Here is a 16,177-nt window from a genome sequence, read left to right on the forward strand (position 1 = left end):
GGTCACGTGCCATGAGTGGTGGTGACAACAACCTCGATTTCGATGTCCGTCCGCATGCTGCGCCGGTAGACGCCGCTGAGCGCAACGCGCTTCTGGCCAACCCCGGGTTCGGCCGGATCTTCTCGGACCACATGGTCACGATCCGATATGCCGAGGGCAAGGGCTGGTACGAGCCCCGGGTGGAGGCCCGCGCGCCGATCCCGATGGACCCGGCGACCGCGGTGCTGCACTACGCCCAGGAGATCTTCGAGGGCCTGAAGGCGTACACGATGCCGGACGGCGGCGTGGCGATGTTCCGGCCGGACGCGAACGCGGCGCGGTTCTCCCAGTCCGCCCAGCGCATGGCGATGCCCCAGCTCCCGCAGGCGACGTTCCTCGAGTCGCTGCGGCAGATCATCACCATCGACCGGCAGTGGATCCCGCAGACCGAGGACGGCAGCCTCTACCTGCGCCCGTTCGCCTATGCCAGCGAGGTGTTCCTCGGGGTGCGGCCGGCGATGGAATACCTCTATCTGGTGATCGCGTCGCCGGTCGGGCCGTACTTCCCCGGCGGGGTCAAGCCCGTCACCGTGTGGATCACGCCGGACTACACCCGGGCGGCGCCCGGCGGCACCGGCGCGGCCAAGTGCGGCGGCAACTACGCGGCCGGGCTCTCCGCCCAGGCCGAGGCCATCGAGAACGGCTGCGACCAGGTCGTCTATCTCGACGCGGTGGAGCGGCGCAACGTCGACGAGCTCGGCGGCATGAACATCTTCTTCGTGCTCGACGACGGCAGCCTGGTCACCCCGCCGCTGGGCGGCACGATCCTGCCCGGCATCACCCGCGACTCGGTGATCACGCTGGCCCAGCGGGCCGGCCGCCGCGTCGAGGAGCGGGCGGTGAGCTTCGACGAGTGGCGCGAGGGCGCCGCGTCCGGCCGGGTCCGCGAGGTCTTCGCCTGTGGCACGGCCGCGGTGATCACGCCGATCGGCACGGTCCGCTTCCCCGAGGGTGAGTTCAAGGTGGCCGACGGTGGCCCCGGCGAGATCACCATGGGCCTGCGCCAGGAACTCGTGGACATCCAGCGCGGCCGCGCCGAGGACCGTTACGGCTGGGTGCACAGGGTTCTCTAGGTCGTGCCGCTCCGGACTCGCAGGAGGTGTCCGCTTTGGCACCTCCTGCGGACGGGCGAATGTGGACGGTGAATGCGATGCTGGACGTCCCTGACGGCCTCGGAAAGTAGGTCAGCGGTGGACGTCAACCTGGTCTTCGTCATTCTGGTCGGCGCGATCGGTGGGGGCCTGCTGTTGCTGGTGCTGTGGCTCATGTCCCGGCACGACGGCGAGCACGAGGCGCAGTGGCGCGAGGCTGTCCTCGATGAGGTGCGCCGGTGGTGCGCCCGCCGTGGCTGGACGCCGGTGCAGAAGCCCGATCCGGAGCTGGCGCCACGCCCCGGCCCGAGTTTCGAGCTGCTCGCGGCCGCCACGGGCCGGATCGCCGACCGGCCCGCCGTGCTGGTGCTCGGCCGGGACGAACTCGAGGACGGCGTCCCGGCCCATGCCACGGTGGCGGTGCGGATGCCGGCCGGCCTGCCGGTGCTCCGACTGCGGCAGCGCTATATCGTCGCCACGCTCTGGCAGGCCCAGAATCCGCCCGCGCCCGACCCGTCCGCCGGTGACCAGAAATTCCACCGGCAGTGGCGGATCGGCCGGGAGACCGGGACGGCCGGCGCCGCCCTGCTGACCGCCCCGGTGCGAGCGGCCCTGCTCAGGCTGTCCGACATGGGTTACGGCCTCGGGGATTTCGCCGATCTCCAGGATGACGTCCTGACGGTGCGGATCGCGGGCAACGTGCCGGCCATGGATCTCGGCCTGCTCGTCGACGCCGTGACCGACCTGGCGGTGGGGCTCAGTCCAGATCGAGCAGATGATCCCGCATCGCGGCCACCTGCTTCTCGGTAACCCCGATCGAGCTGACATACGCCTCGACGGAGCCGTGCAGCGCCCGCAGGTCGTGCAGGAAGAGCCGCATCGCGTCGGCGGGCGAGTCGAACATGTGCTCGTGGCCCTCCACGGCGACCGGGTTGTGCACGCGCAGATAGTCGACCAGCCCCTGCATCGACGCGGTGGTCAGCGCGTAATCCTCGGCGATGTCCTCGTCCGACACCCCGAGCAGGGACAGCGTCAGCGCGAGGGTCACGCCGGTGCGGTCCTTGCCGGCCATGCAGTGCACCACCACCGGCGCGGCGGCCGGGTCGGCGATCACGCTGAGCGCGTCGTGCAGCGCCTGGTGGCCGTCCTCGGCGAAGTTCAGGTAGCGGTCGGCCAGCCAGCGCTCGTGCACCACGGTCTCGGGATGCTCGACCTCTTCCCAGTCGACGTGCTCGAGCGCCAGGTTGCGGTAGTCCAGGCCCTCGTAGTGCCGGACCCGGCCGTACTTCTCGATCTCGAAACCGCGCCGCAGGTCGATCACCGTGCGGATGCCGAGCGCCGCGAAGGTCTCCCAATCCGCGCCGTCCAGGCGATGCAGCGCGTCCGCGCGGAAGAGCCGCCGCCACCGCACCGGGCGCCCGTCGAGGCCCGGATAACCGCCGACGTCGCGGAAGTTGTAGGTCGAGGAGAAGGACACGTTCCGGGTCAGGGGGGTGTCGGCCACCAGCCCAACTTAGTCCCGAAAGGTGGAACATCGCTTCCCACGGAGGCGAACGGTGGCACACTTCATGGCGTGACCCACCTCGTGCTCATTATTGGCACCTCGCGCGCCGGCTGACCTTCCTCGCCGACGCGCAGACCTCCCGCATCCGCGGGGGGTCTTTTTGTTGGGCCACAACAAATCCTCGAAGGGAACCGTGCCATGAAGTACCAGGTCTTCGACACCACGCTCCGCGACGGCGGGCAACGCGAGGGCATCAGCTACTCGGTCGTCGACAAGCTCGCCGTCGCGCGGCTGCTGGACGAGTTCGGCGTGGGCTTCATCGAGGGCGGCTGGCCGGGCGCGATGCCCAAGGACACCGAGTTCTTCCGGCGCGCGAAGACCGAGCTCAAGCTGCAGCACGCGCTGCTCGTGGCCTTCGGCGCCACCCGCAAGGCCGGCGTGGACGTGGCCGGCGACAAGCAGGTGCAGGCGCTGCTCGACGCCGAGACGCCGGTCGTCTGCGTGGTCGCCAAGTCCGACATCCGGCACGTCGAGCGGGCGCTGCGCACCACCGGCGAGGAGAACCTGGCGATGGTCCGGGACACCGTGCGGCACCTGGTGGCGAACGGCCGGCGCGCGTTCGTCGACTGCGAGCACTTCTTCGACGGCTTCCGCTACGACCCCGACTACACCGCCTCCGTGGTCACCGCCGCGTTCGAGGCCGGGGCCGAGCGCGTCGTCATGTGCGACACCAACGGTGGCATGCTCCCATCGATGATCACCGCGGCGATCAACGACGTCGTCGCGCGCACCGGGGTGAACCCCGACCAGCTCGGCATCCACTGCCAGAACGACACCGCCTGCGCGGTCGCCAACACCATCGCCGCCGTCGAGGCGGGCGTCGAGCATTTCCAGTGCACGGCCAACGGCTACGGCGAGCGGCCCGGCAACGCCGACCTGTTCGCCGTCGTCAGCAACCTGCAACTCAAGCTCGGGCTGAAGGTCCTACCGGACGGATGCCTCGAGAAGGCGACGCGGGTCTCCACCGCGCTCGCCGAGATCGCCAACATCGCCCCCGACACCCACCAGGCCTACGTCGGGGCCGCGGCATTCGCTCACAAGGCGGGGCTGCACGCGAGCGCGATCAAGGTGGATCCGCTGCTCTACAACCACGTCGACCCGTCGGTGGTGGGCAATGACATGCGGATCCTGGTGACGGAGATGGCCGGCCGGGCGAGCATCGAGCTCAAGAGCCGTGAGCTCGGGCTCGACCTGGCCGGCCACCCGGACACCCTGACCACGGTGACCCGCAGGGTCAAGGATCTCGAGGCCGGGGGCTGGTCCTTCGAGGCCGCGGACGCGTCCTTCGAACTCCTGGTCCGCGACCAGCTGCCGGGCGAGGCGTACGCCCGCCCGTTCACGCTGGAGTCGTACCGGGTGCAGACCGAGCACCGCGAGGACGGCACGGTGGTCTCCGAGGCCACCGTCAAGGTCCGCGTGCGCGGCGAGCGGGTGATCACCACGGCGGAGGGCAACGGCCCGGTCAACGCCCTGGACGAGGCCCTGCGCAAGGCGCTGTCGGCGCACTACGACGAGCTCAAGACGTTCGAGCTGGCCGACTACAAGGTGCGCATCCTGGAGGGCTCGCACGGCACCGGCGCGATCACGCGCGTGCTGGTCGAGACCACCGACGGCAAGCGCGACTGGACCACGGTCGGCGTGCACGAGAACGTCGTCGAGGCCTCCTGGCAGGCCCTGGTGGACGCGCTCACCTTCGGCCTGGCCCGCTCGGCCGCGGCGGCGTAGGGCGGCCGTTCCGGCGGTGGGATCAGCCCGCGGCCGCTCCGGCGGTGGGATCAGCCCGCCGCCGGAACGGTGAGCGCCGCGATCAGTGACCGGTGGTCGCTGCGCGGGATGCCGTGGACGCGCACGTCGCGCACCCCGATCCGCTGGTCGACCAGCACGTGGTCGATGGTCACCGCGGGGATCGGGTCGCCGTCGTAGGGCCCCCAGGTGCCGACCAGGCCGGTGCCGTCCGTGGCGGCCGCGTCCCGGTAGTTGCCGCCGGAGACCAGCCGGCGCAGCGCCTGGTGGTCCAGCGTCGCGTTGAAGTCGCCGAGCAGGATGCGCGGGGTGCCGCTCGTCTCGGCGCACGGCTCGTCGGCCAGGTCGGCGCGCCAGTCGGGGAGCACCTTCAGGTCGTAGGGCGCGACCGGATGCGCGGACTCGACTGTCAGCGGGCCGGCGCCGGGTGGCTGCACCGTCCCGTACGCCTGCATGAAGCCGCCGCCGTTGCGCCGCGACCCGCCACCGGTGATCGGGAAGCGCGAGTAGACCGCGGACCCGGTGGTGCCGAACTCGGCGGCGAGCGACGAATAGGGCAGCAGCTGGTCCAGCCCGGCCGTGGTCAGGCGGGACCGGATGTCCGGGGTGAACTCCTGCAGCGCCAGGATCGACACGTCGTTCGCCCGGACCAGCCCGACCAGGGTGTCCGGATCCGCGCGTCCGGCCAGCACGTTCGCGGTCTGCACATGCAGCTCGACACCGGTCGAGGGGCCGCGGTCGCGGTCGGCCATCATCCGCGGCAGCACCGAGACGGCCAGCAGGGCGGCCGCCACGATCGCGATCGCCGCGCCCAGCCAGCGCCGGCCGGCGAGCGCGATCAGGGCCGGAATCCAGGCCCAGGCCGCCACATAGGGCGTGAAGGCGAACAACTGCACCAGCGGACCGGACTCCCAGCCACCGAAGCGCACCACCGACCAGCCCGCCACCGGCAGCATGAACAGCCAGATCAGCACGGTGACGCCGACCCGCTTGCGATGCCGGCGCGCGGTGGCAGGCGGCGCCGAGGTGATCGTCATGCGGCGACGGTAGCGCGATCAGTCACGCGACGTGACGAGCGCCCGGCGCGGGATCTGGCGCGATCGATGCCCCAGCTCACCGAAACTTTCCGCCGCCGGGCCGCAAGATCAAAGCTTGATGGATACGCGTCCGGGGCCCCACAACCGCAGTGCCCGGGTCCCGTTGTCTCACCGCGACCGCGCGGTGGGTCAAGGCCGTAGACGCGAGTCTCGCGCAAGGAAAGTGGTAGCCCACGAGGCCATCCGGGCCGGCAATCGCCGGCTGGCCTACCACTTTCAGCGCGCGAGACGCGCGTCCACGGCCTTGGGTGCCGCTTGGGTCGCGGTGAAACCACGGAACTCGGCGGTTGCGCCTGTGGGCCACCGGACGCGTATCCGATGAACGGTTTTGATCTTGGTCAGCGGTAGGGGTTGAAGTTCTGGGCGGCCATCAGGAACCAGGCGGTCGCGCCGACGTGCTGGCGCTGGAAGTAGCCGAACGCGAAGCCGGTGTCGAAGGCGCTGGTCGCCGCCACGATGCCGGAGCGGTCCGGCAGCGCGGTCCCGGTCCAGCTGCCGCCGGCGCCCGGGTCGGAGAGCCTGCCGCCCTGCGGGTCCGCGGTCAGGCCCACGGTCTGCCCGGCGCCCACCTTGCGCTGCGCCACCACGGTCTCGGCGAGCAGCCGCTTCGCGAGGCCGCGGTCGCCGGTCGCCTTGCGGGTGAGCAGCGCCAGCGCGGCGTGCCCGTTGCCCTCCAGCCAGACGGCGTTGCGGTTGTTCGGCAGGTCGCTGCCGGAGATCGGGCCGGTGAGGAGCTTCGCCTGCGAGCTGAACGTGACCCCGGAGACGCGCACCCCGGCGGGCAGCTGGGAGCCGGCGCCACCGTCGTTGTTCCACAGGTTCGCGGTGACCCAGTCCAGCGACGGGTCGTAGCGCCGGTCGCCCATCGCCAGCACCGACCAGGTCTGCACGTCCTCCGGGATGTTCCCGGTGTTGATCAGGTTCGGGTCCTCGCCGGGGTTGCCGCCCAGCGTGCCGGTCCACAGATAGCGCTCGGACGGGTTCCACATGCCGCGCACGAAGGCCGCCGCCTCATTCGCCCGGGCGATCCATCGGCGGTCCCGGGTCAGCTTGGCGAGCAGCGTGCACAGCGCGAACACGTCGATGTTGTGCTCGGTGGACGACCACTTCTGCGGGGTGACGCCATCCGCCTGCAGGCCGCCGTGATAGCCGCCGAACGCGTACGGCGACCGCTTGTCGGCGATCCACTCGCCCAGCGCGATCGCGCCGTCCAGATACTTCTTGATCCGGGTGTCGGCATAGAGCTGGGCCAGCGCCAGACCGGCCCAGGCCATGTCGCCGGTGGACGAGCCGCCGAAACCGAACGGCCACAGGAACGCCGCCTTGCCGTCCTCCCGCTTGAGGCCGGGGAAATACGGTCCGCCGCCGTAGAACAGCATCGGGCCGGCCGCATAGGCCTGCCGCACCCGGCCGTCGCTGAACGCCTCGTCGTTGGCCTGGATCCAGAGCAGCGCGTCGCCGATCAGCCGGGCCCGGCGCACGTTCGCGACGCTCGGGTTCGCCAGATAGGCCAGCGTCGCCAGCGCGTTGTCATAGACGAAAGCGGCGGTCATCAGCCCGCTCTCGTTGTTGTACGACTGCAGCAGCCGCGGCTCGGCGCCCTTCAGATAGGCGTCCTGCACCACGTCGAGGTAGCGGTAGGCGCGTGCGACCGGGCCGCCGAGCGACGGGTCGACGAGGTGGCGGGGGCGGTCCGAACTGGCCGAGGCGGGATCGCCACCGGGCAGAGCGGCGGCGGCGACTCCGGCGGCGGCCGCGGCGGGCAGGGCCAGCAGGCTTCGCCGGGAAACGGGCACGGACGTGACCGAGAAGGTGGCAGGCATGTGGGACTCCAACGTGGTGAGAGCGCTCTCACGAGCGCTGACGTATTGAAACGTCTCCGTCACGCGATGGCAATCCCTGAATTGCTGGTCGTCGCTTCGCTCCTCCGGCGAATCGCCTCATACCCGGTGACTTGCGGCAGGAAAAGCTGAGCTGCTGAGCTTGCTGGTCGTCGCTTCGCTCCTCCGGCGAATCGCCTTGTACCCGGCGACTTGCGGCACGAAAAGCCCCTTGGCTTCGCCTCGGACTTTTCGCACCGCAAGTCACCGGCGGCGATTCGCGAGCGGGTTGGGCTTAGATCTGTGCGTCTACGATCTCACCCAGGTTGGCTGCAGTGAGGTCGTCTCGGATGACTGCGGCGTCGCCCTCCACCACCAGGGTGAGGCCGTCGGGGTGTAGGTGGGTGGCTGCGGCGGCGGAGACCTGCTCGACTGTGGCGTCGAGGAGTTGTTGGCGGAGCTGGACGTGGTAGTCGTCGGGGAGGCCGTGGATGACCAGGGTGACCAGCGCGCCCAGGATCGAGCCCGGGGTCTGCATGTCCACCGAGAGCTGGCCGGCTCGCCAGGAGCGGGCGACTGCCAGCTCGTCCTCGGTCACGCCCTCGGCGCGGGTGCGGCTGATCTCGCCGACCGTGTCGACCAGCGCCGGCGTGGTCACCGCGGTCTGCACCGCCGAGCTAACCCCGAACCGGCCGAACCGGCGGGACAGCCCGAAATCGCCGCGGATGCCGTAGGTGTAGCCCTTCACCTCGCGGATCAGGTGGTTGAGGCGGGACGTGAACGCGCCGCCGAGCACCGTGGCGGCCAGCGACATGGTCACGTAGTCCGGGTGCGCCCGGTGCGGCGCCCGGTGGCCGAGGCGCAGCGTGGACTGCACCGAGCCGGGCCGGTCCACCAGGATCACCTTGCGGCCGGCCGGGATCGGCACCTCCAGCGGGCCGTCCGCCGGCAGCGGTGCACCGGACGCGCCGGCGAACGCCGCGGCGCCCAGCGCCTCCAGGTCGAGCTTGTCGAGGTCGCCGGCCACCAGCAGCACGCCCGGACGGCCCAGCCACTCGCGGTGGAACGCGAGCACGTCTTCGACGGTCACGGCGGCCACCGACGAGGGGTCGCCGTGCAGCGGGCGGCCGTATCGCTCCTGGGCGCCGAACAGGTCGGCGCGCAACGCGGTGTCCGCCCGCGGGCCGGGCTGCGCCCAGTCCATCCGCAGCGCGGTCACCTCGTCGTCGCGGACCCGGGCCACGTCGGCCGGGTCGAGCTTGGGCGTGCGCGCCGCGGCGGCGAGCAGATCCACCGCCCCGGGCAGCAGGGACACCGGCACCGAGACGCCGACCCGGAACGAGTCCCAGTCGACCGAGGTGGACAGCTCGGCGCCGAGCCGCTCGAGGGCCAGCGCGAAGCCGGCCGAGTCGAGCCGCTGGGTGCCCTCCTCCAAGCTCTTGGCCAGGATCGTGGCGGTGCCCTCGCGGCCCAGCGTCTCGCGTGCGGCGCCGGCGTCGAGCAGCAACGACGCGCTGGCCAGCCGCTGGCCGGGCAGGTGCGCGGCGACCACCAGGCCGCCGGCCACCGGCGTGCGGACCACGTCCGGGAACGAGTATGGCCGTGCTGTGCCGGACTCGGGACGGTTGGCGACCAACACCGAACTTGTCTGGGGTTTTCCGCTGCGGGTCGGCTCTGTCACGACTCTTCTCCAGGCAGGTAGGTGAGGGTGACCCGGGACGCGGGTCGCAGGGTGTGCAGCGCGTCGTTGATGTCGTCCGACGTCACCGACTGCCAGGCCGGCAGACGGTAGGCCGCCGTGCCCGCGTCGCCGAACTGCGTCGCATAGCGGCCCAGGGTGTCCGCGCGACCGCCGACTGTGGACATCTGCCGCCACCACGAAGTGGTCAGAAGCGCCTTCGCTCGCTCGAGCTCGGCCTCGGTGACCGGCTCGGTGGCGACCCCGTCGAGCACCTCGACCACGCCCTGCTCCAACGTCTCCGCGTCGACGCCGTCCTTCGCGGTCGCGGTGACGATCAGCGGGGCCGGGGCGTGCGCGAGATCGACGCCGTAGGCGCCCACGTAGTCCGGCTGGGCGATCCGCTTGCCGTCGGCGAGGCGCTGGTAGAGCCGGCTGCCACGGCCGCTGCCGAGGACCGCGGAGAGCACCGTGATCGCGTCGTACCCGGCCGTACCGAAGGGGTGGGTCCGATGGGAGAGGTAGATCCGCGGAGCCGGCACCTTCGCGGTCACCGTCTCGCGCACCGGCTCGGTGGCCTGCCCGGCGATGTGCCCGCCGGGCGCCGGCGGAATGCCGGAGACCGGCTCGAGCATGCCGAAGTAGCGGTCGGCCAGCTTGAACACCTCCTCCGGCGAGGTGTCGCCGACCACCGTGAGCACCGCGTTGTTGGGCGCGTAGTACTGCTGGTGGAACGCCTTGAAGGTGTCCAGCCCGGCCGCGTTCAGGTCCTCCATCGACCCGATCGTGGCGTGGTGATAGGGGTGGCCGGGCGGATAGAGCAGCGGCAGCAGCCGCAGCCACGCGTCGCCGTAGGGCACGTTCTCATAGCGCTGGCGCCGCTCGTTCTTGACCACCTCGCGCTGGTTGTCCAGCGTCTCCTGGGTGAGCGCGGGCACCAGCCCGCCCATCCGGTCGGCCTCCAGCCACAGGGCCAGCTCGAGGTGCTCGGACGGCATGGTCTCGAAGTAGTTGGTGCGGTCCGGGTTCGTGGTCGCGTTGAGCGAGCCCCCGTTGCCCTGCACCAGGCGCATGTGCTCGGTCTTCGCCACATGCAGCGAGCCCTCGAACATCAGATGCTCGAAGAGATGCGCGAAGCCGGTCTGGCCGGTGGGCTCATGGCGGGAGCCGACGTCGTACCAGAGATTGACGCAGACCACCGGGGCGCTGCGGTCCTCGCTGACCACGACGCGGAGGCCGTTCGCGAGGCGGGTGGTTTCGATGGGCCACGGATAACCGGTCTCGACCGGCAGGGTTTCCGACGTCACCGGACCAGTATTGCCTCCTTCGGCTCGCTTTCGGTCCTCGTTGGTGTCCTGGTGACATGGAAGAGAACTCGGAAACCAGGCTTCTCGAGCAGACCCTGTTCGAGGTCAAGAAGGTGATCGTCGGCCAGGACCGGCTGATCGAGCGACTCATGACGGCTCTGCTGGCGGGCGGGCACTGCCTGCTCGAGGGCGTTCCCGGGGTGGCCAAGACGCTGGCCGCGGAGACTCTCGCGGTGGCGGTGGGCGGCTCCTTCCACCGCATCCAGTTCACCCCCGACCTGGTGCCCTCGGACATCCTGGGCACCCGCATCTACCGCGCCTCGAAGGAGACCTTCGACGTCGAGCTCGGCCCGGTGATGGCGAATCTGGTGCTGGCCGACGAGATCAACCGGGCGCCGGCCAAGGTACAGTCCGCGCTGCTCGAGGTGATGGCCGAGGGGCACGTCTCGATCGGCGGGCGCACCCACCCGGTGCCCCAGCCGTTCCTGGTGCTGGCCACCCAGAACCCGATCGAGAGCGAGGGCGTCTACCAGCTGCCCGAGGCGCAGCGGGACCGGTTCCTGATGCGGGTGGTCGTGGACTACCCGACCGATCAGGACGAGCTCGGCATCCTCTATCGGATGGGCCAGGGCCGCCCGGTCGCGCACCCGGTGCTGGACACCACGCGCTTGCTGGCCCTGCAGGCGCGCGCCCGGCGGGTCTTCGTGCACCACGCGCTCGCCGAGTACGTGGTCCGGCTGGTGCTCGCCACCCGTGACCCGGCGCGCTTCGGGCTGCCGGAGCTGGCCGGGCAACTCGCCTACGGCGCCAGCCCGCGCGCCACCCTCGGACTGGTCGCGGCCGGCCGGGCGCTGGCCCTGTTGCGAGGCCGCGATTACGTGCTGCCCAACGACATCCTGGACATCGCGCCCGACGTGCTGGCCCACCGGCTGGTGCTCTCCTTCGACGCGGTGGCCGACGGCGTGCCGGCCGAGGCGCTGGTGCACCGGATCATCGAATCCGTCCCGCTCCCGACCATCGCGCCCGCGCAGGAGCAGCTAGGTCCGGGCCTCGGTCTCGGCGTAGCCGCATGAACGAGGGCGCGTCGATCAACGAGCTCGCGCCGGAGCGCCGGCTGCGGCGGCTCGAGCTCGCGGTCACCCGGCGGCTCGACGGGATGCTGCACGGTCAGCACCTCGGCCTGCTGCCCGGCGTCGGCAGCGAGCCGGCCGGCAGCCGCGAATATCACGCCGGCGAGGACGAGGTGCGGCGGATGGACTGGTCGGTCACCGCGCGCACCACCGTGCCGCACGTGCGGACCGTGGACGCCGACCGGGAGCTGGCCACCTGGGTGCTGGTGGACGGTTCGCCGAGCATGGACTTCGGCACCGCCGAGCTGGAGAAGCGTGAGCTCGCCGTCGCGGCGGTCGCCGCGGTCGGCTTCCTCACCAACGGCGTCGGCAACCGGCTGGGCGCGCACCTGCTCGGCCCTTTCGGGGTACGCCGTTTCCCGGCACGCACCGGGCGTACGCATCTGTTGGGGGTCTTGCGCAGTCTGCTTGCCGTCCCGCGCGGCGCGCCGGTGATCGATCCGGTGAGCCTGGCCGAAGCCGTCGAAGGCATGCACCGGGCGGTCCGGCGGCGCGGCCTGGTCGTGCTGGTCAGCGACTTCCTGGACGGGCTGGACGAGGACGGGCTGGGCAGCGCGCCGCCGCAGTGGGAACTGCCGATGCGCCGGCTCGCCGCCCGCCACCAGGTGCTCGCCGTGCAGGTCACCGATCCGCGCGAACGCGACCTGCCGGACGTCGGGCTGCTCACCCTGGTGGACCCCGAGACCGGCCGGCTGCGCGAGGTCTCGACGGCCGGGCGCCGGTTGCGCGAACGCTATGCGGCCGCGGCCCGGCAGCAGCAGGACGCCATCACCGGCGCGATCCGGCGGGCCGGCGCCACCCACCTTCCCCTTCGGACGGACGGCGACTGGGTCGCCGACATCGTCCGGCACGTGCACGCCCAACGCCGGCTGAGCCGCGCGGCCCGCCGGCCGGCCTCGAAAGGATCGGCATGACCTGGGAATCTCCCCAGCGGCTCTGGCTGCTGGCCGCGGTGGTCGCGCTGACCATCGGATACATCGTGATGCAGCGCCGCCGCAGCAAGTACGCCGTCCGCTTCACCAACCTCAAACTGCTCGACCGCGTCGCGCCCAAGCGTCCCGAGTGGCGCCGGCACGTCCCGGCGAGCCTGTTCCTGGCCATGCTCGGCCTGCTCGTGGTCGGCTTCGCCCGGCCCACCGCCGAGGTGCAGGTGCCCCGGGAACGCGCCACCGTGCTGGTCGCGGTCGACGTCTCGCGGTCCATGCTGGCCGACGACGTGGCGCCGGACCGGCTCTCCGCCGCGAAGGCCGCCGCGAGTGAATTCATCACCAACCTGCCCGAGCAGTTCAACGTCGGGCTGGTCGGATTCGCCGGCAGCGCCTCGGTGTTCGTGCCGCCGGTGCAGGACCGGGACGCGGTGATCGCGGGCGTGGACCGGCTCTCCGAGGGCGCCGCCGGTCGAGCCGGCACGGCCATCGGGGACGCCATCGCCACCTCGCTCGACCAGATCCGCACGCTGGACGCGCAGGCCGGCGAGGACACCCCGCCGGCCCGGGTGGTGGTGCTGTCGGACGGCGCCAACACCGCCGGCCAGGACCCGGACACGGCCGCGCAACTGGCATCGGAGATCGGTGTGCCGGTGGACGCGATCTCGTTCGGCACCGAGTCGGGCACGATCGCCGGCTCGCAGCCGGTGCCGGTGGACGGCGAGACGTTGCAGGCGGTCGCCCAGACGTCGGGCGGCAACTACTTCGAGGCGGGCAGCGCGGACGAGTTGCGCGCGGCGTACGCCGACATCGGCAGCTCGGTCGGCTACGAGACCGAGCGGCAGGACGTCTCGGCCCGCTTCATCGGCATCGGGCTGGCGCTCGCCGCGCTGGCCGCGATCGCCTCCATGTTCTGGTTCGCCCGGCTCCCCTAGGAGGTTTCGACATGACCATGACCACTGGCTTGGGCGGAGAGCCGCGCGGACCTTCGTTCCTCTCACCCGACATCTCATCCCCGCAGGACCGGGTCCCGGCGCATGCCGCCGAGTCCGGCCGGCGGTGGCCGCTCTTCCTGGCCGCGGGCGCCGCGGTGCTGGTGGTGGGCGCCGGATCCGGTGGCGTGGCGGGCTATTACGCCGCTCCCGACCCGGCCGCCGATCCGGCCGCCGAGCCGCAGGCCGGAGCGCCCGCGCCACTTCCCGCGGGCGTACCGTCCGATCTTGTCGGCGCGGCCGCCCGCGCCCTCCCCGGCGTGGTCTCCGTGCAGGTGCGGTCCGGCTCCGGCGGCGGATCGGGGTCGGGCTTCGTCTTCGACAGCCTCGGCCACATCGTCACCAACAACCACGTGGTCGACGCGGCCGGTGGCAGCGGCCGGATCTCCGTGGTCGGCAGCGACGGCCGCCGGCTCACCGCCACCGTGGTCGGCACCGATCCGGGCAGCGACATCGCGGTGCTGCGGGTCGAGCCGACCGCGGCGCTGCGCCCGCTCGAGCTCGCCGCCCCGAACGGGACCCGGGTCGGCGAGCCGGTGCTGGCGGTCGGCTCGCCGCTCGGCCTCAGCGGCTCGGTGACCGCCGGGATCATCAGCGCGCTCGACCGCGAGGTGCGGCTCGGCGGCAGCACCCGGCAGACCGCGGTGCAGACCGACGCCGCGATCAACCCCGGCAATTCGGGCGGACCGCTGGTGAACGCCCGAGGCGAGGTGGTCGGGGTCAATACGGCCATCGCGACCCTGGAGGGCGGCGGAAACATCGGCATCGGCTTCGCCGTGCCGATCGAGCGGGCCCAGCAGGTGGCCACCAACCTCATCAGCCGTGGATAGTCGACGGATGAGGTTGCTGGTGGTGGAGGACGAGGAGGACCTGGCCGAGGGCCTGCGGGTCGGCTTGGCCAGGACCGGGTACGCGGTGGATGTCGCGGCCGACGCGGCGGAGGCGTTCGACCGGCTGACGGTCAACGAGTACGACCTGATGCTGCTGGACGTCAACCTGCCGGACGGCGACGGCTTCACGCTGTGCCGGTCGCTGCGCAACGGCGAGGTGGCGACGCCCGGCGACGGTGACCTCCGGGTGCTCATGCTCACCGCCCGCGGCGGCCTCGACGACCGGGTCCGCGGGCTGGACGAGGGCGCGGACGACTACCTGGTGAAGCCGTTCGCACTGGCCGAGTTGCTGGCCCGGGTGCGTGCCCTGCTGCGCCGCGACACGGCCGGCACGTCCGCGGTGCTGGTCGTCGGCCCGCTGCGACTCGACTCGGCGAAACACGCGGCGACGCTGGACGGCGCCGTGCTGGCCCTGACGCCCAAGGAGTTCGGGGTGCTGGAATACCTGATGACCCGGCCCGGTCACGTGGTGTCCAGCGAGGAACTGCTCGAGCACGTGTGGGACGCGAACGCCGACCCGTTCACGCAGACCGTGCGGGTCACCGTCGGCACGTTGCGCCGCAAGCTCGGCGACGGCTGGATCGAGACCGTCGTCGGGCGTGGGTACCGGTTGCGGGAGGCGTGATGCTGCGCCCGCGGATCTTCCGGTCCATCCGCTTCCGGCTGACCGTGCTCTATTCCACCCTGCTGTTCGCGCTGGCCGGCGCGGCGCTCGCGATCACCTATTTCGCGGTGGCGCAGACCACCCAGCCGCGGCCGGTCACCGAGCAGGTCGCGAAGGTCTATCAGAACCGGCAGTTCGTCCGCACCGCCACGGTCGCCGAGATCAGCGAAATTGAAGCTGCCGTGAACTTCAACACGCTGCAGAACCTCCGGAACTATTCGCTGATCGCGCTGGGCGGCCTCTTCATCGCCAGCCTGGGCATCGGGTGGGTGCTCTCCGGCCGGGCGCTGCGCCCGGTCGGGGCGATCACCCGCACCGCCCGCGACATCCAGGCCACCGACCTGTCCCGCCGGATCCACCTGGACGGCCCGCAGGACGAGCTGCGCGACCTGGCCGACACGATCGACTCGATGCTGGACCGCCTGGACGACGCGTTCCAGGCGCAGCGCCAGCTGATCGACGACGCGTCGCACGAGCTGCGCAGCCCGCTCGCGATCATCCGCACCAACCTGGACGCCTCGCTGACCGCGCCGGGCGCCACCGAGGCCGAACGCGAGCGTGCGGTGGCCGTCGTCGACCGCGCCACCGACCGGATGTCCCGCCTGGTCGAGGATCTGCTGGCCACCGCTCGCCGGGACGCGCAGGCGGTGCCGGACGCCGACGTGGATCTGGCCGTCGTCGCCCGCGAGGCGGGCGAGGAGTTCGGCTCCACCAGAGTGCGATTCCGGTACGACCTCAGCCCCGGCCGGCACCTCATCGGCGACCACGACGCGCTCCGCCGGGCGGCCGGCAACCTGCTCTCCAACGCCGTGCGCCTGGCCCCGGAAGCCAGCGTCGTCACCATCGCCACCGGCCGCACCGACTCCTGGCTGTGGCTCGCGGTGATCGACCAGGGCCCCGGCATCGCCCCCGACGACCTGCCCCGGGTCTTCGACCGCTTCTGGCGGGCCGCGAACCCGCCGGCCCCGGTGCCGGTGGCGGCCGGCGAGGCCGTTGTGCTGAAGCCGGCCCCGCCGCGCAACCGCGAGCGCCGCACCGGCCTGGGCCTGGCCATCGTCCGCCAGATCGTGGAGTCGCACGGCGGCCAGGTCGCCGCCTATTCCACCCTGGGCGCCGGCAGCACCTTCGTGATCTGGCTGCCCGCCATCGACCGCACCGACGACTCCCCGCCCCCGGCGACCAGCCCGTGGCCACTCGCCTGACACCAACCGAGTGGTAGCCCAGCCGTGCATGTGG

Annotated in this window: 14 protein-coding genes; 9 read left to right on the forward strand and 5 right to left on the reverse strand. The window is 71.7% G+C overall.

All coding sequences use genetic code 11. The annotated features are described in order from the left end of the window. The first annotated feature begins 11 nt into the window (after positions 1 to 11). On the forward strand, positions 12 to 1,112 hold the full coding sequence (locus ACZ6TI_RS01530; RefSeq protein ID WP_465343014.1) for a branched-chain amino acid aminotransferase: 1,101 nt from the start codon (positions 12 to 14) through the stop codon (positions 1,110 to 1,112). 117 nt (positions 1,113 to 1,229) lie between these two features. Beyond that, a complete protein-coding gene (locus ACZ6TI_RS01535) occupies positions 1,230 to 1,940 on the forward strand; it encodes a hypothetical protein (RefSeq protein ID WP_465343015.1) in 711 nt (236 codons plus the stop codon). Here ACZ6TI_RS01535 and ACZ6TI_RS01540 read toward each other — a convergent pair. Continuing rightward, on the reverse strand, positions 1,888 to 2,634 hold the full coding sequence (locus ACZ6TI_RS01540) for a tyrosine-protein phosphatase (protein WP_465343016.1): 747 nt from the start codon (positions 2,632 to 2,634) through the stop codon (positions 1,888 to 1,890). The genes ACZ6TI_RS01535 and ACZ6TI_RS01540 overlap by 53 nt on opposite strands. 198 nt (positions 2,635 to 2,832) lie before the next feature. Here ACZ6TI_RS01540 and cimA point away from each other — a divergent pair, with 198 nt between their 5' ends. After that, entirely contained in the window at positions 2,833 to 4,419 is a 1,587-nt protein-coding gene (cimA, locus tag ACZ6TI_RS01545) for a citramalate synthase (protein WP_465343017.1), read from the forward strand. 50 nt (positions 4,420 to 4,469) lie between these two features. Here the strand turns inward: cimA and ACZ6TI_RS01550 are convergent, their stop codons facing one another. From ACZ6TI_RS01550 to ACZ6TI_RS01565, 4 genes are all read right to left on the reverse strand, one after another. After that, a complete protein-coding gene (locus ACZ6TI_RS01550) occupies positions 4,470 to 5,474 on the reverse strand; it encodes an endonuclease/exonuclease/phosphatase family protein (RefSeq protein ID WP_465343018.1) in 1,005 nt (334 codons plus the stop codon). A gap of 398 nt (positions 5,475 to 5,872) precedes the next feature. Then, positions 5,873 to 7,357: a hypothetical protein gene (locus ACZ6TI_RS01555; RefSeq protein ID WP_465343019.1), complete on the reverse strand. Its 1,485-nt coding sequence runs from the start codon at positions 7,355 to 7,357 to the stop codon at positions 5,873 to 5,875. Between the two features lie 292 nt (positions 7,358 to 7,649). Next, a complete protein-coding gene (locus ACZ6TI_RS01560) occupies positions 7,650 to 8,993 on the reverse strand; it encodes a M16 family metallopeptidase (RefSeq protein WP_465343020.1) in 1,344 nt (447 codons plus the stop codon). Positions 8,994 to 9,031: 38 nt separating this feature from the next. Continuing rightward, a complete protein-coding gene (locus tag ACZ6TI_RS01565; protein ID WP_465343021.1) occupies positions 9,032 to 10,339 on the reverse strand; it encodes a M16 family metallopeptidase in 1,308 nt (435 codons plus the stop codon). Positions 10,340 to 10,395: 56 nt separating this feature from the next. Between ACZ6TI_RS01565 and ACZ6TI_RS01570 the strand changes: the two genes are divergently transcribed. From ACZ6TI_RS01570 to ACZ6TI_RS01595, 6 genes are read left to right on the forward strand one after another with little or no spacing between them, the layout of a single operon-like run. Next, positions 10,396 to 11,412: an AAA family ATPase gene (locus ACZ6TI_RS01570; protein ID WP_465343022.1), complete on the forward strand. Its 1,017-nt coding sequence runs from the start codon at positions 10,396 to 10,398 to the stop codon at positions 11,410 to 11,412. Further along, the gene (locus tag ACZ6TI_RS01575; protein ID WP_465343023.1) at positions 11,409 to 12,383 is read left to right on the forward strand and encodes a DUF58 domain-containing protein; all 975 of its coding nucleotides are present in this window, start codon (positions 11,409 to 11,411) and stop codon (positions 12,381 to 12,383) included. Before ACZ6TI_RS01570 ends, ACZ6TI_RS01575 begins: the two co-directional genes overlap by 4 nt. Further along, positions 12,380 to 13,330, forward strand: a complete 951-nt coding sequence (locus ACZ6TI_RS01580) for a VWA domain-containing protein (protein WP_465343024.1) — start codon at positions 12,380 to 12,382, stop codon at positions 13,328 to 13,330. The genes ACZ6TI_RS01575 and ACZ6TI_RS01580 overlap by 4 nt, the downstream gene beginning before the upstream one ends. A gap of 11 nt (positions 13,331 to 13,341) precedes the next feature. Then, positions 13,342 to 14,217: a S1C family serine protease gene (locus ACZ6TI_RS01585; protein WP_465343025.1), complete on the forward strand. Its 876-nt coding sequence runs from the start codon at positions 13,342 to 13,344 to the stop codon at positions 14,215 to 14,217. A 7-nt stretch (positions 14,218 to 14,224) separates the two neighbouring features. Beyond that, a complete protein-coding gene (locus ACZ6TI_RS01590) occupies positions 14,225 to 14,902 on the forward strand; it encodes a response regulator transcription factor (RefSeq protein WP_465343026.1) in 678 nt (225 codons plus the stop codon). Further along, a complete protein-coding gene (locus ACZ6TI_RS01595) occupies positions 14,902 to 16,143 on the forward strand; it encodes a sensor histidine kinase (protein WP_465343027.1) in 1,242 nt (413 codons plus the stop codon). Before ACZ6TI_RS01590 ends, ACZ6TI_RS01595 begins: the two co-directional genes overlap by 1 nt. Positions 16,144 to 16,177: the final 34 nt, after the last annotated feature.

It is taken from the genome of Actinoplanes sp. NPDC051388 (genome assembly GCF_055586225.1).